Origin of the sequence: Streptomyces venezuelae (genome assembly GCF_008642375.1) — a bacterium.
GTDB classification, from domain to species: domain Bacteria; phylum Actinomycetota; class Actinomycetes; order Streptomycetales; family Streptomycetaceae; genus Streptomyces; species Streptomyces venezuelae_G.
Genome location: NZ_CP029194.1, coordinates 13,873 through 31,293, shown reverse-complemented (window position 1 = coordinate 31,293; position 17,421 = coordinate 13,873). Strand labels below are relative to the sequence as shown.

Genomic DNA, 17,421 nt, shown 5'->3' with positions numbered 1-17,421 from the left:
GCCGCTGATGGTCGACGAGCTCTGCGGCATCCATCGTGCTTCAGGCGGTTCAGCTCAGACGGCGCGAGTCGGCCCCGTAGTCCTAGCTCGGACACCAGGGAGCAAGTAACCCACCGGTAGCTTTCACTGGGTCAGGTCTCCCGTTTCTCGTCGTCGTGCGCCTCGTTGGGCGGAACGAGCGAATCCCAGGGTGGGGCGACGAAATGGGGCGGGTGTGCGGCAGGAGTGGTCGCCGGAAGATGTTGTGGCGTGCTGGACGCTGGTGGACGGCGACTGGGACCTGGTGGCGAACAAGACGGGTCCAACCCGGCTCGGCTTTTGCCTGATGCTCAAGTTCTTCGAGATGGAGGGCCGGTTCCCGGAGTTCATCGAGGAGTTCCCGCAGTTCGCTGTCGAGTACGTCGCCGGTCTGGTGAAGGTCCCTGCGGCTGAGCTTGCCACGTACGACCTGGCGGGGGCGAAGCGGCACCGTAAGCAGATCCGGAAAGCCCTGCAGTTCCGTCCTGCAACGCTGGACGACGAGGAGCGGCTGACCGAGTGGCTGGCGGGGGAGGTGTGCCCGGTAGAGCTGGTGGAGGACCGGCAGCGGGAGGCCCTGCTGGTCGAGTGCCGGGCGAGGAAGATCGAGCCGCCGGGCCGGACCCGGATCGAGAAGGTACTGGTCGCCGCCCGTAACCGGTGGGAGAAGGTGTTCTGCGCCCGGACCATCGAGCGCCTGGGCGACGTCGGCGTGGGCCGGCTGCTTGCATTGGTCGCGGAGGACAACGAGGACGGTGCCGGTCTGCTGGCCTTACTCAAGCGTGATCCCGGCGCGGTCGGCCTGGACTCGCTGCTGACGGAGATCACCAAGCTGAACGACGTACGCAAACTCGGGCTTACCGAGGGACTCTTCGCGGACTGCTCGGAGAAGCTGCTGGCCGCGTGGCGGTCGAGGGCGATCAAGATGTACCCCTCGGACTTCCGGGACACCGCCGAGGACGCCCGGATCACACTGCTCGCGGCCCTGTGCTCTTCTCGTCAGGCGGAGATCACTGACGCTCTGGTGGAGCTGCTGGTTGCCCTGGTCCACAAGATCAACGCGCGTGCCGAGCGGCGGGTGGAGAGGCAGCTCACTGCGGAGCTGAAGAAGGTCCGCGGCAAGGAAGGCATCCTCTTCAAACTCGCTGACGCGGCGATCGGCAAGCCCGACGAGGTGGTACGCGAGGCCCTGTACCCGGTGGTCGGGGAGAAGATGCTGCGCGACCTGGTCGCGGAGGCGAAGGCGAACGAGAAGGTCTTCAAGGCCAAGGTCCGCACCACCCTGCGGTCCTCCTACAGCTCGTACTACCGGCAGATGCTGCCGCCGCTGCTGAGGACGCTGGGCTTCAAGTGCAACAACACCGCCTACCGGCCGGTGATGGACGCGATGGCGCTGCTGGAGAAGTACGCGGAGGTCGACGGCAAGACCCGCTTCTACGACGCCGGCGACACGGTGCCGATGGACGGCGTCGTCCGCAAGGACTGGCGCGAGGCCGTCGTGGACGACAAGGGCCGCATCGAGCGCATCCCGTACGAGCTGTGCGTCCTGGTGGCGCTGCGGGACGCGATCCGGCGCCGGGAGATCTATGTCGCGGGGGCCTTGCGCTGGCGAAACCCGGAGGACGACCTGCCGGGCGACTTCGAGGCCGCCCGCACCGTGCACTACGCGGCTGTCCGCCAGCCCCAGGACCCGCAGGCGTTCATCACGAGCCTGAAGCAGCGGATGACCGCGGGCCTGGACAGGTTGTCGGCGGCGCTTGCGGACGGTTCGGCAGGCGGGGTGAAGGTGACCACGCGGCACGGCGACCCGTGGATCACCGTGCCGAAGCTGGAGAAGCTGGACGAGCCGACCGGTCTGCAGGCGCTCAAGGACGAGGTCGTACGCCGATGGGGCGTCCTCGACCTCCTGGACGTGCTGAAGAACGCCGACTTCCTTACCGGCTTCACCGACGAGTTCACCTCCGTCGCCGCGTACGAGCGCATCGACCGGGCCACCCTCCAGCGTCGCCTGCTGCTTGCGCTGTTCGCCCTGGGCACCAACATGGGCATCCGCTCGATCGTTGCGACCGGCGAGCATGGCGAGAGCGAAGCCGCTCTGCGCCATGTCCGGCGGCACTTCATCACCGTCGACAACCTTCGTGCCGCCGTCACCCGGCTGGTCAACGCCACTTTCGCCGCCCGCGACACCGCGTGGTGGGGGCAGGGAAACGCGTGCGCCTCGGACTCGAAAAAGTTCGGCTCCTGGTCCAGCAACTTCATGACCGAGTACCACGCACGCTATGGCGGCAACGGCGTGATGATCTACTGGCACGTGGAGGGGAAGAACGTCTGCATCTACTCGCAGTTGAAGTCCTGTTCCTCGTCCGAGGTCGCGGCGATGATCGAGGGACTGCTGCGGCACTGCACGGACGCCGAGATCGAGTCGAACTACGTCGACACCCATGGCGCGAGCGTGGTCGGGTTCGCCTTCACCGAGTTGCTCAACTTCCGGCTGCTGCCCCGGCTGAAGAACATCGGCAGTATCCGCCTGTACCGCCCGGACGACGACCCGCCCGGCTGGCCGGCCCTCGGCGCCTCCCTGACCCGGGCGATCAAGTGGGACCTGATCGAGCAGCAGTACGACCAGATGGTCAAGTACGCCACTGCACTCCGACTGGGGACGGCGGAGGCGGAGCAGGTGCTGCGGCGCTTCACCCGCGGCGGGCCCAAGCACCCCACGTACGCCGCGCTCGAAGAACTCGGCCGCGCGGTTCGTACGGTCTTCGCCTGCGACTACCTCGCCGCTCCCGGCCTGCGCCGGGAGATCCACGGCGGGCTCCAGGTCGTGGAAAACTGGAACTCGGCGAACACCGTGCTCCACTACGGCAAGGACGGCGCGCTCACCGGCCCGGACAAGGAGCACGCCGAGACCTCGATGCTCGCCCTGCACCTGCTCCAGTCCGCGCTCGTGCACGTCAACACGCTGCTGCTTCAGCAGGTCCTCGCCGAACCGGCCTGGGCGAAGAAGCTCTCGGACGAGGACCGGCGCGGGCTCACCGCGCTGTTCTGGTCCAACATCAACCCGTACGGCACCTTCCGCCTGGAGATGGACAAGCGGCTCGACCTCGCGCCACTTCTCTCAGTGCCCCGTCCCCGCACCCCGGCGGACGCCTCCGACCGGGCTCTGGCGGAGCCGAGGTGAACCCCGTGCCGACAGGCTGGTGCCTGTACCGGCCTTGCGGGCCAACAGGACAGTCGATCTCGGCGAGATTGATTTGAATGGCGAGAGGACCATGCCGACGCCGTGAGGGGCAGCCGGGTCCCGGCTGGCCCTCACGGTTACTCCCGTAGTGGGACTGGTGTCCGTCAGGTCACCCGGCGGCGGATCCACCAGGCACAGAAACCGGTCAGGGCCAGGGCGAGGCCGAGGTAGAGCCCGGTCTCGGCCCATTGAAGGGCCCAGAAGTTGCCAGCGGGCTGGTAAGTCACCTGCTGCTGATAGCCCAGGGCACCGAGGTCGGCGACGCAGCCGTCGACCTGCTGCAGGGCGGGCGGGCCCGACTCGGTGCGCAGGCAGTCGGCGAAGGACGACGGCACGGAGGCCGGCTGACCGGCGGCGTTCAGCGTCTGCTGGGAGGTGACCCAGGCCCCGGGCACTGCTTCGAGGTGCGCGACGATCTGCCTGGCACCGTCCTGGATGCTGATGGGGGCACCGTCGGGCTCGATCGGCACGGTCGTCCGATCCGCGGCGGCCAGGTGGGACCGGATCCACATCGGCACCACGATCTGGACGGCGGCGTAGAGGGCGAACGTGGTGGCCATCGCAGGCAGGATGCGGCGGATGACCAGGCCGAGGGCGACGCCCAGGACGAAGGCGAAGGCGGCATGGGCCATGGGGACGACACCCCGTGCGGCGAAGGCCACGGGGTCGAGCCGCGGAAAGTACGTGTCCGTCGCGCCACCGCCGTTGATGGACCGGTCGATGGGGCTGCTCCACCAGCTCACCGCGAGGCTGGTCAGTCCGGCCGCGGCCATGGACGCCGCCGCGCCGAGCCCCAGCTTGGTCGCCAGCCAGCGCGTGCGGGTGACGCCCTGGTTCCACGCCAGGTAGTGGGTGCCGGTCTCCAGTTCGCGGGAGATCAGCGGCGCGCCCCAGAACATACCGATGACCGCCGGCACGGCGAGCACGACCAGCAGTCCGGTGTAGTAGAGGGTCTGGTCCGCGCTGGAGACCTGGTCCACCAGGCTGCTGCCGGCCGTGCGGTAGAGGTCGGCCAACTGCGGGCCGGTGACCGCGAGGGTGGCGGCGAGGACAGCGACCGCGGCGAACAGCACGGCGGCCTGGGTACGGAACTGGCGCCAGGTCAGCCAGATCATCGGAGTACCTCCAGTGCGGGCCGGGTGTCGCGTACCGCATCGGCGGGCCGGGTCATGTAGGCCAGGACGATGTCTTCCAGACCGAGCGGGCTGACAGTCCAGGACGGATCGTGGACCGCGGTGTCGGTGCGCACCAGCAGAGTGGTCTGCCGGTCGGTGTGGCTGGCGGTGATGACGTGCTGGCCGGCTGGGAGCGTGTCCGGGTCCCGGCGTGGTCCGGTGAGCCGGTGGTGGCAGGCGACCAGGTCGTCGATGTCGCCGGCCACCTGCACCTGGGAGTCGACCAGGACGATGACGTAGTCGCAGGTCCGCTCCACGTCGGAGACCAGGTGGGAGGAGAGCACAACGCTCAGCTCGTGCTCGGCGACGGCCTCCATCAGGTCCTGCATGAACTCCCTTCGGGCGAGCGGGTCCAGGGCCGCGACCGGCTCGTCCAGGATCAGCAGCTCCGGGCGCTTGGCGATGCCCAGGGTGAGAGCAAGCTGCGCGCGCTGGCCGCCGGACAGCTTGCCGGCCTTCTGCTTGGGGTCCAGACCGAGGCGACGGATCCGGTCGCGCGCCACGGCGTCGTCCCAGTTCGGGTTAAGGCGCTTGCCGAGGTCGAGGTGGTCGGCGACGCTCAGCGCCGCATAGACCGGGGTGTCCTGGGCAACGAAGCCGACCTTGGCCAGCTGTTCCACACCCGCGGCAGGACGACCACCGCACACCTCGATGGTCCCGGCCGTCGGGGTCAGCATGCCGGAGGCCAGGTTCAATAAGGTCGACTTGCCGGCGCCGTTGGGGCCGACCAGGCCCACCACCCGGCCAGCCGGGACGTCCAGGTTGCAGTTCTGCAGCGCCCAGCGCTGCTTGTACCTCTTGCCCAGGCCCTGGGCTCGAAAGACGGCGCTCACGCTACGTCCTCTCCGGCGGCGTTGCGAAACGTGTTCATGAACAGCGCCTCGATGCTCTCGTCGTCGAGCCCGGCAAGCCGGGCCTTGGTCAGCCAGCGCTGTAGGTCCTTCTGCAGAGGCCCATGTGCGGCGAGCGAGGCGTCGGCCAGCGTGCGGGTCACGAACGTGCCCACGCCGGGGCGGGCGGCCACCAAGCCGTTGTGCTCCAGCTCCCGGTACGCCTTGAGCACCGTGTTCGGGTTGACCGCCATCTGCTTCGCCACGTCCTTGACTGTCGGCAGCCGGTCCCCCTCGTTCAGCAGACCCAGGCGCAGTGCATGCCGAACTTGCTGGACCAGCTGCTGGTAAGGGGGCAAACCGGACCGGCTGTTCAGGTGGAACTCAATCACCGGTTCCTCCATTTATCTAGTTACCTAGCACTATAGCCCTCTGAATCGACCATTCGGCAAGGGGTGCGCTGCGGGCGCCAGCCGCCCGGCGCTGAAGGGAGCCAGCCGCGCGATCCTGGCGCTTGCCAGATTTCGCTCGGGTGTCGAGAAACGACCGTCTGTCGACACTCACGCCCGTGATCACGAACCCGCAGGTGGGCACTGTCGACAACTCGCGTCGGGAATCAACGTCGGTGAACGGTCCGGCCGATAGATTCCGACACATGCTCATCGGCTACGCGCGTGTCTCCAGCGCCGACCAGAACCCTGATCATCAGATCGACGCCCTTCTGCGGGCCGGCGTCGACCGCGACCACATCCACGTCGACACCGCGAGCGGTGCGAAGGCATCCCGCCCGAAGCTCGACCTCGTCCTGCAGGTGCTGCGCGAGGGCGACACGCTGAAGGTCACCCGGCTCGACCGACTCTCCCGTTCCGTACTGCACTTGGTGACACTTGGAGCCGACCTGCGCGCGCGTGGCATCGGGCTGCACATCATCGAGCAGGGCATCGACACCTCCACGATGGAGGGTCGGGCAATGTTCGGGATGCTGTCCGTGCTCGCGGAGCTCCAGCGTGAACTGATCGTGGCGAACACCAACGACGGGCTCGCCTCCGCGCGGGCCCGCGGCCGGGTCGGCGGGCGCCGCCCCAAGCTGACTCCGGACCAGGCCGAACTGGCCCAGCAGCTCTACGACGCTCGCGAGAAGACCGTCCAGCAGATTGCCGACATGTTCAACGTCCCCCGCTCCACGGTCTACGGACACCTTGACCGCGAGAAGACCGTGCCCCGCCAGCCGAAGAAGACCGCCGTCGCAAAGCCCTGAAGCTACCGGCGGGTTACTTGCTCCCCGGTGTCCGAGCTAGGACTACGGGGCCGAGTCGACACGATCGGCAGCTCTCCGCCCTTCCCGCTTCGACTGTGAGGCGGTTCCTCGGACGGACAGGACCGGCCGTGGAGGAGCCCGCCCACGGATCGACCGCCGCATCGTCGTCCCCGCCCGAGCCGTGGAGTCGACTGGGCCCTGTCCGGCGGATCAGGCTCTGGCCCGCTTCTCACCGGCACTCCTCGCCGCCGCGGTGCGCGGGGTCGGGTGCGCACAGCCAGCCGTTGATGGCGAAGCGGCTGTCCCCGTGCTGCCTTCCGGGGCACACGACCGGTCGCACCTCGTGCCAGGCTGTGGGCAGGAAGAACACGATGCTGTCGTGCTCGGGCTCCCAGTCCCGCCAGGTACGTTCTTCCCACGCTCCGGTCGTCTCGGTGTGCAGCGGCAGGGCGGCGTCGAAGACCCGCAGCTCGCCGCCCCCGAAGGGCCGGGGCGTGCGGTGCAGGTAGTACACGAACGTGAGCAGACGGCGGGGGGCGTACGCGGCGCTGGTGTCCTGGTGCGGCCCGTAGAAGTCACCGTCGTTGTGCACGTTGAGGCCGTAACTGGGCTCGGTGTAGCGGCAGTCGACCCCCAGCGTGTGTTCGAGGGCCTCCCGGACGTCGTCGATGGCCGCCAGCAGCTCAGGTGCCTGGAAGTCGGGGCACGACCGGGACTTGCGCAGGTCAGGGGCCAGCTCTCGGTCCCGGACCAGAGAAGGCTTCAGCCGGTCGCCCGTGGAGGCGATGGCACGCTCGAGCAGGAGGCTGGCTGTCCGCTCGCCCAGGAACCCGGTGATGCGGCAGACCGTTGCCGGAATCCGCCAGACCGCCTCCGTGGAATCCGGCGACAGACCGTGCACCGTCATCGCCCCGCCTCGGACGGGGCCGTGGCCGCGCCCTCGCGCAACCGGGCCACTTCGGCCCCGAGCTCCTCCACCTGGCGTTGGAGCGCCTGGATACAGACCAGGGCCACGCCGAGGCCGTCGACGACGGGGATCCTGGTGTCGTCCCGGTTGAAGCCGAAAGCCGCGTGCCAGTCCTGGGCCATCGGCCCGAGGTGACGGACGTCCTCGGGCTCCCACACGTAGCGCCAGGTGCTGACCGGCAGCGCGGCCACGGTCGCCAGGACGGCGAAGCCGTTGACCGCGCTGACCGGGGCCACGGCGATGCCGTCCCGCGGAACTGCCGCGCCAGGGTCCGGAGAAGTGTCGCGGACTGCCCGAGCCCTCCGGTGGAGGATCCCCATCGTCACCGGCTCCAGTCGACCGGGACCACGTCCTGCTTGAGCCCACGGTCACTGCAGAGCGAGCACGGAGCGCCCGGTACCCCGGGCCCCTGGTCGGTACCGACGGTGATGGCCCCGTGGGCCCCGACGGGAGCGTGTACGCCGTCGCCGACGAGCGCGGCTTCGTAACCGCCGAGCAGCTCCTGAAGGGTTCCGGGACCCAGGTTCTCCGGGGCGGTGATCGAGGCCACACCGTCGTAGTCGGTGAAGGCGGCCCCCAGCGTCCGGCCGCCGACGGTGGCGAACACGATCTTCGCTCCACGGATGGGCTCCCCGGTGATGGCGTCGGAGGCCATCGCGTGAATGTTCTCCAGTTGCATCTGGGTGACGTTCAAGGTGGCCTGGCTGGTCGTGAGCCTGACCGGCTTCAGGCTGGGGCATTCCGCGCCGCTGCACGGCGCGGGTGACGAGGGGGTCGCGGTCGCGGCGACACCGCTCGCCGCCCCCAGCGACGCCAGAGCGGCTGCCATCACCGCGACGCTCCTACGACCAACAGAACCCATGTCCACTCCCTGGGAGCCGCCCGGGCGCGCTCCGCACCGGCGCGGAAGGCCGGGACGGTCCTGGCGCATGCGGCACTCGACCGGTGCCGCCCCCCGTGGGACGACACGAACGACCGTAGCCATACCCGTCCGGCATACGCGTCCGATGAACACGAGTACGCACCATCTGATGAATCACGGACGGCACTGTGACGAACGCGGACGATTCATACCGGCCAGCGGAGTGGCCACCCTGAGTACCCGGGCTCTGATCCGCCGGACACTGCACAGGGTCGCGTCGGCGGCCTGTTCCAGGGGCCAGGGCGCTTGCGACGCCACCGCCAGGCCGAAACCGGCAGACTGCCCCGCCGACTGGTCCTGAGGCTCTGGCCTCCGCGGCACGCTGACCTCGTCCGTCACCGTCCCCCTCTGTCGCCCCAGTACCCCCAGCGGATCGAAGCTCCCAGGAGCGACCCTCCCGCCCCCGGAGCCCAGCCAGCGGCACGCTACAGCGGCGGGGGTGAATCGTCCCAGGACGTACATCAGATCCGGCACCCCCTCCGGACGTCTCGCTGGCCCGGGCGAGCATCGTTGCCGCCATGCGTTGCGGGAGGACCTCGGCCTCAAGCCCCTTCAAGCGATGCTCTACGGATGACCTGTGAGGTCGCGTTCCCGTTCTCCGACGCGCTGGCGTTCCCGCGGGCCGGTATCGGGGCCGTCGGTCACCGCCGGGGACCTCGTCGCGGCCGAGGGCGCTCGGGCGGATGGATCTCGCCTGACGAGGTCCGCGAGCGGCGTATGCGGTGCACCCGGCCGGTCAGGTCATCTCTCTTGTGACGAGATGGAGTAGGGGACATGCGGGTGGATGTCCCCTTGTGCCGCAACTGTCCTCAGCCCCCGTGCCGTCGTCCTCTGCAGTTGCACGACGACTGCGGAGGCACTCATGACTGGGTTTCAGGCGCTCGAAAACACTCCGGCCGCACTGTTGGATCTCGACCCGTACCGCTTCCCTGCCGCGCACATCGACGACTGGCACGAGGAGACGTCCACGGCCCGCGGCACCATGGCGTTCGGCGACTACCCGCTGCGGGCGGCTGAGCCCACGAGCCGCCTGTCCATTCGTCTGGAGCCGGCCGACCGCCGCCGGCTGGAGCTGCACGCCGCTCTCACCACGGCGGGTATCGCGCCCCTGCCGGGCGACCTCGACGCCATCGAGGCCCTCTGCACGCTGGACGACACCACCCACATCGCGCTGCGGCGGTGGCTCAGTGGGATTGGCAACGTCTGACAGATCACAAGAATCGGCCGGTCGAATCCGCCACGCTCCGCCTCCCTGCCCATGCCGCTGTTGATCCGGGATAGTCGGCCACTTCGTCGGCTGATCCCGGGAACGAGGTAGCAGATGAATCCCTCTTTGTGGTCGGCTCGGTGGCTGGCTTCCGCTGATGACGACCCCACCGCGTGTCTGCGTGAATGGAGACTGAGCGAACGGGGTGTGGTGCTCCTGCCGGCAGGGCGGCTCTGGGACGCCCTGGCGGTCCCGGAGGCGCTGGGACACAGCTTTCTGAACTCTGTCGCACGCTCGGGGCACCCAACAACCGGCCCAGTGCTCCGCGATACCAGGCGTCAGGAACTTGTGCTCCTGATGACTCCAGGCAGCCCCGCCACGAGGTTGGAGCGCGCCGCTCGGCATCTGACGACCGGGACCTGGCTGGCCGTGCCCGACCCCGGCCGGAGAGTGTCCGGGCTTTCCTGGCTCGTCCCACCCGACGGAAGTGGGACGCTCTTCTCCCCACGGGACGTATATCCCGCACTCGCACCACGACGGTCAGCGAAATGAAGGAAGCAGCGAAGAAGAGCGGCCGCACACTTCCGAGGCCACGGAGGCGTACGCCCCCGCGGACTTCTGGGACTCGGCTGAGGGCTGCTCGTCTCGGATACTTCTCCGCGCTCCTGCAGCGCCTGGTCTGGGGCGCCCGCCACGACGTCTACCGACTAAGGGGCAGGTTGCCTGAGGCTTCAGAACCAGAGGACCGCGAGAAGTGACCGATGAGGCGGGGAGGGAGACGGGTGCGCGGAGGCCGCGCCCACGCATGGAACGAGGCCTGAACGTCCCCTCAGGCTCGTTCTGCGGACCGGGATCAAGCTGGGACAGTTCCTAGGCTATCTCTCATCCCCTACCTGTTGTTGACCTGGTGTCATGGCGGCGATACAACGCAGGCCGGCACCCGTGCTCGGTGGGTGGCGGCCTACAGCTGCTCCGGAACGTTCCGCCCTCTGCTAAAGCTGGGCAGTGTCCGATGGCTCTTCGACTAGGAACTGTCAGGGCGATCATGCGTGTAAGCGGAGTAGCCGGGCATGCCTCGATTTACACAAGCGCCGGCGGCCGGACGATTCCCTGCCGTCGTCGCGCGACGGGATGGACGGTGCTGGGATCGCTGACGACGATGCCCTGACTCCGCTGGTTGAACGCGTTCCCGAGACCAGGCGTCTGGTCGAGGAGAAGTACGGGCTTCGGCAGGATGAAGCGCTGCCGACAGCCGACACGGGGCTCCATCTCCACGAGAACCCGCTCGACCTCCTGACGAGGCCGGTTCTCCAGCCGGCTCTGGAACGTGCGGAACTGGACGGCGACCTGCTGCGGCGATGTCTCGGCTGAGCGGAAGACGTCTGCGCCGACACCGGCGAGCATCGGCGCGGCGCCGTCTATTTTCAGGTTCTGGAGTGCCTGCTTGAGGCCCGGACGCATTTGGAGAACGCCATTCCCTGCCTGCGAGGGCCGGTTCGGGAGGAGGTCTCGCTCATGTTCAAGGGCTACAAGGTTGAGGGCTACGAGCACAGCTTGCCCTGCTCTGAACGAACAAGAGGCGAGCAACCATTCGGCACCGACCGATCACGTGCGGAGCCGGATGGCGAGGGCCGTGACGGTTGCGGTGCCGAGGAAGACGTGGCCGCGTTTGTCGTAGCGAGTGGCGACCCCGCGGGACTGTTGGGGCGGTTGATCGCCCGATCGACGGTGCTGCGCTTCTTGTGCCGCTCCTCGTCGAAGGCTGGTGGCCGTCCGCCGTGTGTCGGCGGGGCGGACACTTCGACACGGGTGCGGCCCGGCTTTTCAGCCGGGCCGCACCCGTCAGTCGGCCGCGTCGCCGCGCAGTCGTGACGCGCGACGCTAGCTGAGCGTCCTCACGGCGGACGCGTCGTACGGCTTCAGTTCGTCGGTGCGCCCGGCGAGGACCTTCGCAGCCCATTCCGGGTCCTGGAGCAGCGCGCGGCCGACGGCGACCATGTCGAACTCGTCCCGCTCCAGACGGTCGAGGAGCTCGTCGATGCCCTGGACCGGTGCGCCCTGGCCGGCGAAGGCGTGGATGAAGTCGCCGTCGAGGCCGACCGAGCCGACAGTGATGGTGGGCCTGCCGGTGAGCTTCTTGGTCCAGCCGGCCAGATTGAGGTCCGAGTCGTCGAACTCGGCGATCCAGTGGCGGCGGGTGGAAGCGTGGAAGACGTCGACGCCGGCCGCGGCGAGCGGGGCGAGGATCGCCTCGAGCTCCTGCGGGGTCTCGGCGAGCCGCGCGTCGTAGGCGTCCTGCTTCCACTGCGAGTAGCGGAAGATCACCGGGAACTCGGGCGAGACGGACCGGCGGACCGCGGCCACGATCTCGGCCGCGAACTTCGTACGGGCCACAGGGTCGCCGCCGTAGGCGTCGGTACGGCGGTTCGTCCCCGCCCACAGGAACTGGTCCAGGAGGTAGCCGTGGGCGCCGTGCAGCTCGACGCCGTCGAAGCCGATGCGCTCGGCGGCCGCGGCGGCCTCGGCGAAGGCGCCGATGACGTCGTCCAGGTCGCTCTGGGTCATGGCCTTGCCCGCGCCCTCGGTGCCGTCCGTGCGGATGCCGGAGGGGCCCATCGCCGGTGCGTCGGGGTACGGCGCCTGGCCCTGCTCGCGCACCATGCCGATGTGCCACAGCTGCGGCACGATCGTGCCGCCGGCCGCGTGGACGTCCTCGGCGACCTTCGCCCAGCCCGCGAGCTGCTCCTCGCCGTGGAACCGCGGCACGCGGTCGCTCTGCCCGGCCGACTCGTGGCCGACGTAGGTCCCCTCGGTGACGATCAGGCCGACGCCGGCCGCGGCGCGTCGGGCGTAGTACGACCGCACGTCCTCGCCGGGGACTCCGCCGGGGGAGAACATGCGGGTCATCGGGGCCATCGCGATGCGGTTCGGGACGGTCAGGCCGTTCAGCGTGACAGGCCGGGACAGGATCTCGGCAGCGCGTGAGCTGGGGGACGCGGTGACGGTCACAGGGACGCTCCTCGTGGCAATTACTTGACAACCTTGATGCTTGAGAACTTCATGCAACGAAGGCGACGGTAGACGTCGATGTTTGAGATGGTCAAGTATCTCTGGGCTAGAGTGGCCGCCATGACAGAAGCTCCCCGCGTTGACACGGCCCAGCTCCTGGAGCTGCTCTCCGTGTCGCTCGGCGTCTACTACGGCGACTTCACCGTCGCGGCTGCGAGTGAGAACCTCACGGCGAGCCAGGGGCGGGCCCTGACCGTGCTGCGCCGGGGACCGGCCGCGATGCGTGCCCTTGCCGAGACCATGACCTGCGACGCCTCCAACATGACCGGGATCATCGACCGGCTGGAGAAGCGCGGCCTGGTGCGCCGCGAAGCCGCCCCTGCCGACCGGCGCGTCAAGAACGTGATCCTCACGGCCGAGGGCGAGCGCGTCACCGACGCGATCCGCGCGAAGATGCACATCACCCAGGAGGGTCTGGCCGGGCTCGGCGCCGACGACCAGGGCGCCCTGTACGCCCTGCTGGAACGGGTCTTCCTCACCCCGCCCACCGCCTGACCCTCGCCTGGCGCACACCTGCGCGCCGACGCCCTCACGGCCAAGCCACGCAGGCAGGGCCGCCGCGGTGATCACATACGCCGGCTCGGCCGCTGGTCGGTACCTTCCCCGGTCGCCCGGTCGCCCGGTCGCCCGGTCGCCCGGTCGCCCGGTCGCCCGGTCGCCCGGTCGCCCGGTCGCCCGGTCGCCCGGTCGCCCGGTCGCCCGGTCGCCCGGTCGGCCCGCCGGAGAGTGCCGGACTCCCGCAGGGCCTCCACAGTGGCCCCGTGGAGCAGATTCCGGACGTGCTCTCCCGAGGCGACCGGTTCACCGCCCCGGCGAACCGGCCCGCCCGCCAGGTCCACTCCACGACGCACGACGAGTCCGGCGACCGTGGCGAGAGGACGAACTGACGTGGCCGCATCCCCCAGACCCGGCGGAGCCACCCCCGACGACCACGTCATCATCATCTCCGGCGCCACCGGCGACCTCGCCCGCCGCAAGCTCCTGCCCGGCCTGTACCACCTGGCCAGAGCCGGACTGCTCCCCGGCCGCTACCGGATCGTCGGCTCGGCCCCCGCCGCGGTCGCCCTCAGCAGCGAAGCGTTCCGCGAACACGCGCGCGAGGCGGTCGCCGAGTTCGGCCTCGCCAAGCCCGAGGGCCCGCAGTGGCTGGAATTCGAGAGCCGACTCACCTTCGGCGCCGCCGACCCCGAGGACCCAGGCCCGCTCGTCGCCGCCGTCCAGGAGGCCGAACGGCAGATCGGCGGCACTCCCCGGCTCCTCCACCACCTCGCCGTACCCCCGCAGGCCTGCGCCTCGGTCGTGCACCTGCTCGGTGCCTCCGGACTGGCCCGGAACGCCGGCGTGATCGTGGAGAAGCCGTTCGGCACGGACCTCGCCTCCGCCCGTGCCCTCAACGACGCCATCCACTCCGTCTTCGACGAGTCCCACGTCTTCCGCATCGACCATTTCCTGGGCAAGGAGTCCGTCGACAACATCCTCGCCCTGCGGTTCGCCAACGGACTCCTCGAACCGATCTGGAACCGCGACCACATCAGCCACGTGCAGATCGACGTCCCCGAGCACATCGACATCCAGGGCCGCGCCCACTTCTTCGAGGGCACCGGCACCTTCCGCGACATGATCGTCACGCACCTGTTCCAGCTCCTCGGGTTCATCGCCATGGAACCGCCGGCCACCCTGGACGCGAACTCGCTGCGCGCGGAGAAGGACAAGGTCTTCCGGAGCCTGCGCCCCGTCGACCCGGCCCGGGTGGTCCGAGGACAGTACGACGGCTACCGCGACGAGCCGGGAGTCGATCCGGCCTCGGACACCGAGACGCTCGCGGCCCTGCGCCTGGAGATCGACAACTGGCGCTGGGCAGGCGTTCCCTTCTACCTCCGCTCGGGCAAAGCCCTCGCCGCGAGCCGCCACGTCATCACCCTGGGCTTCCGCGAACCGCCCCTGCGGATGTTCCCGCTGGCCGCGCAGGAGTCCGCCGAAGGCCGTCACAACGAGCTCGTCATCGACTTCAACGACCCCGGAACCATCACCACCCGCTTCCTCGCCAAGAAGCCCGGCCCCGACATGCGCCTGACCCCGGCGGCCATGGTCTTCGACTACGCCGACTCCTTCAGCCGGGACCACGCCCTGGAGGGCTACGAGCGCCTCATCCTGGACGCCATGCTGGGTGACCAGTCCCTCTTCACCGACGCGACGGGCATCGAACGACTCTGGGAGGTGGCCGCGCCCCTCCTGGACTCCCCACCGCCGGTCGAACCGTACGCCAAGGGATCCTGGGGCCCCGACAGCCTGGCGGCGCTCATCCGGCCCTACCACTGGCACCTCCCTCCCCCGTAGCAGCTGACCCGGAATCCGCAGCCCGACTGCTTCGGCCGCTGCGGTCGTCACCGCCTCCGGTGCACGCGGAGCGGTCGACCGTCGCCGGCAGCGGGGGAGGAGCGGTCATGCGTGCGGCCCACGAGCGAGCGCGCGAAGCCGTAGGCGACCGGAAGCCACGCGGCGACGGCGATCCACAGCAGTACGCACCCCACCCCCTCCAGCCACCCGACCCCGGTGGCGGCCGACACCGAGAGGGACGCCACCGCCGTCATGCCCAGGGGGAAGACCGTAGCCCAGCGGCGGACGTCGTAGCCGAGGCGCGGGCGTGCGACCTCGCCGCACAGCAGGACCGCGTACCAGGCCAGATCGAGAGCCACCAGGACGAGCGTGGCGACCCTCAGCGCCGTGGCCGCCCCGCCCGACCAGACGCCCGAGGCGAGGAGCTTCGATCCGGTCAGTGCGGAGATCGCCAAGGCCCCACCCGCGATCCACTGGTCGCCCGCGCCCGTCGTCACCTGGCGGACGTCGAAGCGGGCCAGTGCGTCGACGTACAACACGAGACCCACCAGGAACAGGCCGAGGGCCACCCGGGCAAGCCAGTCGCCGGCCTCCGGCGCGAGGACGGCACACAGGACGGCGAGCCCCTGGGTGGCCACACAGATCAGGAACACGGCGCCCGGTGCCCGACGGGTCAGGTGCCGGAGGACGGCGATCAGCATCACGGGCCACGCCACCGCGGCGATCACCAGGAGCGACACGGCCACCGGAGTGAGGCCGAGGAGTTCGAACCGGACACCGAGCACCGTCGTGGCGGCGACCGCTGTGAGTGCCGGCGGGGTGTCGGCGATCGACTCCCAGCGGCGGTGGTCCTCCAGGACCAGGGCGGAGAAACCGAACGCGAGCAGCACCCAGAGTGCCGTGGCCAGGCACAGCGCCACCACGGAGACCACCTCGAAGCCGGTCAGACTCAGACCGACCGACAGGATTCCGGTGGCCATGACCGCAGCACCGGTCACCGGCGGCCACGCGGCCCAGTGCCCGGCGTACCGGTGCCTCACCTGCTGGCGTTCGTGCATGGCCCCATCGCATCGCTGCTTCCGGCGGCCCGCCACTCGTCGGAGAGGGCGGGCGAGGGGGCGGAACCGGCACCCGTTCGGCTCTGCCCAGTGCCTCGGTGGCGCGTATCGGCCGTGCCGTGTCACCCGTGGAAAGGAGGGAGCGGACGCTGGTTCCAGCCCGACACCACCGGCAGTCCGTACTCCGTGGACAGCCTGCCGACCCGCGCCGTCGCGAGGAGGAACAGCCGGCCTTCGGAGGGCGGCAAGCCGAGGTAGCGGGCGGTCAGGGCGCGCAGCAGATGCGCGTGCGTGACCAGCACGCCGTCCTCCTCGGAGGCGGCGAGAAGGGGCGCGACGCGCGCCAGGGCCCGGTCAGCGCGCCGCCCCAGGTCCTCCGTCGTCTGGCCCGTCCGGCCGTCGGCGTACGGGCCACTCCGTCCTCCCACAGGGACCAGTCGGGCCGGGGCGCGTGGATGTGGGCGGTGGTCAGCCCCTCGTACCCGCCGTAGTCCCACTCGCGCAGCCTCGTCGAGCACCGTGTCCCGCAGCCCGGCCAGGTCCGCCGTGTGCCGGTGGCCTGTTCAGCTACGACCGCAGGGTCCAGAAGGTCGACACCGCCCGGCTCCGGGCGGCCCACGGCGACCTCATCGCCGCCTCCCGCAGTCTCAATGCCGCACCTGGCCTCAGCCTGGGGCACGTCCGCTCCTTCCGGGTCACCACCCCCGCCACACCGACCGCTACCTCCGCCACTCCCACTCCCCGGCCCGGACCGACGTGCTGACCGCGGCCTCCGCCGACGGCGCCCGCCAGGACGCCTCGTTCCGCACCGACACCGGGCTCGCCGACCCCCGCTGCCACTCCTTCGAGCCGGTGAACCTCCCCGGTCGCTACCTGCGCCACTCCGGTGGCCGCGTACGCCTCGACGGCGACACCAGCGGCACGTTCGCGGCCGACGCCACCTGGTGCGCCCGCACCGGACTCGCGGCCGGCGGCACCTCGTACGAGTCCCTGAACTTCCCCGGCCCCTACCTGCGCCACTACGCCGACGGCGTGTACCTCGCCCGAAGTGGCGGCCTCAACGCCACACGCCGACAGCCGGGTGCGCACGGCGGCCGACGACGGCTCGGTGCTCTTCCACCAGGACGCCACCTTCTGCGCCCGCCCGGGCATCGGCGGGACCGGCGTCACCTTCGAGTCGCTGAACATCCCCGGCTCCTGTCTGCGTCACTTCGAGTCCGCGGTGTACATCGCCTCGGGCGCGGGGGATTCGACCGCCCCCAGACGCTCGGCGCCGACAGCAGCTGGTCGGTCGAGCCGCCCTGGGCCCTGACGGGAACCCCGTCCGGCCCGTGCGGGC

Annotated in this window: 17 protein-coding genes and 1 pseudogene; 8 read left to right on the top strand and 10 right to left on the bottom strand. The window is 69.9% G+C overall.

Annotated features, from left to right (window positions below; genetic code table 11):
- Nucleotides 1–190 precede the first annotated feature (190 nt).
- Nucleotides 191–3,199, top strand: a complete 3,009-nt coding sequence (locus tag DEJ46_RS00160; protein WP_223834420.1) for a Tn3 family transposase — start codon at nucleotides 191–193, stop codon at nucleotides 3,197–3,199.
- 164 nt (nucleotides 3,200–3,363) lie between these two features.
- Here the strand turns inward: DEJ46_RS00160 and DEJ46_RS00155 are convergent, their stop codons facing one another.
- The 3 genes from DEJ46_RS00155 to DEJ46_RS00145 are packed head-to-tail and all read right to left on the bottom strand — an operon-like array spanning nucleotide 3,364 to nucleotide 5,668.
- On the bottom strand, nucleotides 3,364–4,374 hold the full coding sequence (locus DEJ46_RS00155; protein ID WP_150263300.1) for a transporter: 1,011 nt from the start codon (nucleotides 4,372–4,374) through the stop codon (nucleotides 3,364–3,366).
- Entirely contained in the window at nucleotides 4,371–5,267 is an 897-nt protein-coding gene (locus tag DEJ46_RS00150; RefSeq protein WP_150263298.1) for an ABC transporter ATP-binding protein, read from the bottom strand. The genes DEJ46_RS00155 and DEJ46_RS00150 overlap by 4 nt, the downstream gene beginning before the upstream one ends.
- Nucleotides 5,264–5,668, bottom strand: coding sequence for a GntR family transcriptional regulator (locus tag DEJ46_RS00145; RefSeq protein WP_103513092.1), 405 nt, complete (start codon nucleotides 5,666–5,668; stop codon nucleotides 5,264–5,266). Before DEJ46_RS00145 ends, DEJ46_RS00150 begins: the two co-directional genes overlap by 4 nt.
- Nucleotides 5,669–5,919: 251 nt before the next feature.
- Here DEJ46_RS00145 and DEJ46_RS00140 point away from each other — a divergent pair, with 251 nt between their 5' ends.
- On the top strand, nucleotides 5,920–6,522 hold the full coding sequence (locus DEJ46_RS00140; RefSeq protein ID WP_150263296.1) for a recombinase family protein: 603 nt from the start codon (nucleotides 5,920–5,922) through the stop codon (nucleotides 6,520–6,522).
- A gap of 229 nt (nucleotides 6,523–6,751) precedes the next feature.
- Here the strand turns inward: DEJ46_RS00140 and DEJ46_RS00135 are convergent, their stop codons facing one another.
- The 3 genes from DEJ46_RS00135 to DEJ46_RS00125 all read right to left on the bottom strand — a co-directional run bounded on the left by DEJ46_RS00135 (nucleotide 6,752) and on the right by DEJ46_RS00125 (nucleotide 8,318).
- Nucleotides 6,752–7,429, bottom strand: a complete 678-nt coding sequence (locus DEJ46_RS00135) for a 2OG-Fe(II) oxygenase (protein ID WP_223834419.1) — start codon at nucleotides 7,427–7,429, stop codon at nucleotides 6,752–6,754.
- Nucleotides 7,426–7,725 carry a tail fiber domain-containing protein gene (locus tag DEJ46_RS00130; RefSeq protein WP_223834418.1) on the bottom strand — a complete coding sequence of 100 codons (300 nt, stop codon included), beginning with the start codon at nucleotides 7,723–7,725 and terminating at the stop codon, nucleotides 7,426–7,428. The genes DEJ46_RS00135 and DEJ46_RS00130 overlap by 4 nt, the downstream gene beginning before the upstream one ends.
- An 86-nt stretch (nucleotides 7,726–7,811) precedes the next feature.
- Nucleotides 7,812–8,318 (bottom strand): hypothetical protein, encoded by a 507-nt coding sequence (locus DEJ46_RS00125; RefSeq protein ID WP_223834417.1) that lies wholly within the window; start codon nucleotides 8,316–8,318, stop codon nucleotides 7,812–7,814.
- A 955-nt stretch (nucleotides 8,319–9,273) separates the two neighbouring features.
- On the opposite strand from DEJ46_RS00125, the gene DEJ46_RS00120 reads away from it, so the two are divergent.
- Entirely contained in the window at nucleotides 9,274–9,618 is a 345-nt protein-coding gene (locus tag DEJ46_RS00120; protein ID WP_150263292.1) for a hypothetical protein, read from the top strand.
- Between the two features lie 1,080 nt (nucleotides 9,619–10,698).
- Here DEJ46_RS00120 and DEJ46_RS00115 read toward each other — a convergent pair.
- Entirely contained in the window at nucleotides 10,699–11,079 is a 381-nt protein-coding gene (locus DEJ46_RS00115; RefSeq protein WP_150263291.1) for a hypothetical protein, read from the bottom strand.
- Nucleotides 11,080–11,499: 420 nt separating this feature from the next.
- Entirely contained in the window at nucleotides 11,500–12,627 is a 1,128-nt protein-coding gene (locus tag DEJ46_RS00110; protein WP_150263289.1) for an NADH:flavin oxidoreductase, read from the bottom strand.
- A gap of 120 nt (nucleotides 12,628–12,747) precedes the next feature.
- Here DEJ46_RS00110 and DEJ46_RS00105 point away from each other — a divergent pair, with 120 nt between their 5' ends.
- The 3 genes from DEJ46_RS00105 (at nucleotide 12,748) to zwf (ending at nucleotide 15,024) form a co-directional block, all read left to right on the top strand.
- Nucleotides 12,748–13,182 carry a MarR family winged helix-turn-helix transcriptional regulator gene (locus DEJ46_RS00105; RefSeq protein ID WP_150263288.1) on the top strand — a complete coding sequence of 145 codons (435 nt, stop codon included), beginning with the start codon at nucleotides 12,748–12,750 and terminating at the stop codon, nucleotides 13,180–13,182.
- A gap of 266 nt (nucleotides 13,183–13,448) precedes the next feature.
- Nucleotides 13,449–13,574, top strand: coding sequence for a hypothetical protein (locus DEJ46_RS40405; RefSeq protein ID WP_263411740.1), 126 nt, complete (start codon nucleotides 13,449–13,451; stop codon nucleotides 13,572–13,574).
- A gap of 1 nt (nucleotide 13,575) precedes the next feature.
- On the top strand, nucleotides 13,576–15,024 hold the full coding sequence (gene zwf, locus DEJ46_RS00095; RefSeq protein WP_223834416.1) for a glucose-6-phosphate dehydrogenase: 1,449 nt from the start codon (nucleotides 13,576–13,578) through the stop codon (nucleotides 15,022–15,024).
- Nucleotides 15,025–15,071: 47 nt separating this feature from the next.
- Here zwf and DEJ46_RS00090 read toward each other — a convergent pair whose 3' ends face one another.
- Nucleotides 15,072–16,082: a tellurite resistance/C4-dicarboxylate transporter family protein gene (locus tag DEJ46_RS00090; protein ID WP_150263287.1), complete on the bottom strand. Its 1,011-nt coding sequence runs from the start codon at nucleotides 16,080–16,082 to the stop codon at nucleotides 15,072–15,074.
- Between the two features lie 122 nt (nucleotides 16,083–16,204).
- The gene (locus DEJ46_RS00085; RefSeq protein ID WP_411757701.1) at nucleotides 16,205–16,510 is read right to left on the bottom strand and encodes a histidine phosphatase family protein; all 306 of its coding nucleotides are present in this window, start codon (nucleotides 16,508–16,510) and stop codon (nucleotides 16,205–16,207) included.
- Nucleotides 16,511–16,601: 91 nt separating this feature from the next.
- On the opposite strand from DEJ46_RS00085, the pseudogene DEJ46_RS40660 reads away from it, so the two are divergent.
- A pseudogene (locus DEJ46_RS40660) lies at nucleotides 16,602–17,090 on the top strand (AbfB domain-containing protein); the annotation flags it as partial.
- Nucleotides 17,091–17,130: 40 nt separating this feature from the next.
- A complete protein-coding gene (locus DEJ46_RS00075; RefSeq protein ID WP_150263286.1) occupies nucleotides 17,131–17,394 on the top strand; it encodes an AbfB domain-containing protein in 264 nt (87 codons plus the stop codon).
- Nucleotides 17,395–17,421 lie beyond the last annotated feature (27 nt).

Coding starts and splice junctions, on each gene's coding strand:
- DEJ46_RS00155 (WP_150263300.1), bottom strand. CDS start 4,374: ATGATCTGGCTGACCTGGCGCCAGTTCCGTACCCAGGCCGCCGTGCTG.
- DEJ46_RS00145 (WP_103513092.1), bottom strand. CDS start 5,668: ATGGAGGAACCGGTGATTGAGTTCCACCTGAACAGCCGGTCCGGTTTG.
- DEJ46_RS00140 (WP_150263296.1), top strand. CDS start 5,920: ATGCTCATCGGCTACGCGCGTGTCTCCAGCGCCGACCAGAACCCTGAT.
- DEJ46_RS00135 (WP_223834419.1), bottom strand. CDS start 7,429: ATGACGGTGCACGGTCTGTCGCCGGATTCCACGGAGGCGGTCTGGCGG.
- DEJ46_RS00125 (WP_223834417.1), bottom strand. CDS start 8,318: ATGGCAGCCGCTCTGGCGTCGCTGGGGGCGGCGAGCGGTGTCGCCGCG.
- DEJ46_RS00120 (WP_150263292.1), top strand. CDS start 9,274: ATGACTGGGTTTCAGGCGCTCGAAAACACTCCGGCCGCACTGTTGGAT.
- DEJ46_RS00115 (WP_150263291.1), bottom strand. CDS start 11,079: ATGCGTCCGGGCCTCAAGCAGGCACTCCAGAACCTGAAAATAGACGGC.
- DEJ46_RS00105 (WP_150263288.1), top strand. CDS start 12,748: ATGACAGAAGCTCCCCGCGTTGACACGGCCCAGCTCCTGGAGCTGCTC.
- DEJ46_RS00090 (WP_150263287.1), bottom strand. CDS start 16,082: ATGCACGAACGCCAGCAGGTGAGGCACCGGTACGCCGGGCACTGGGCC.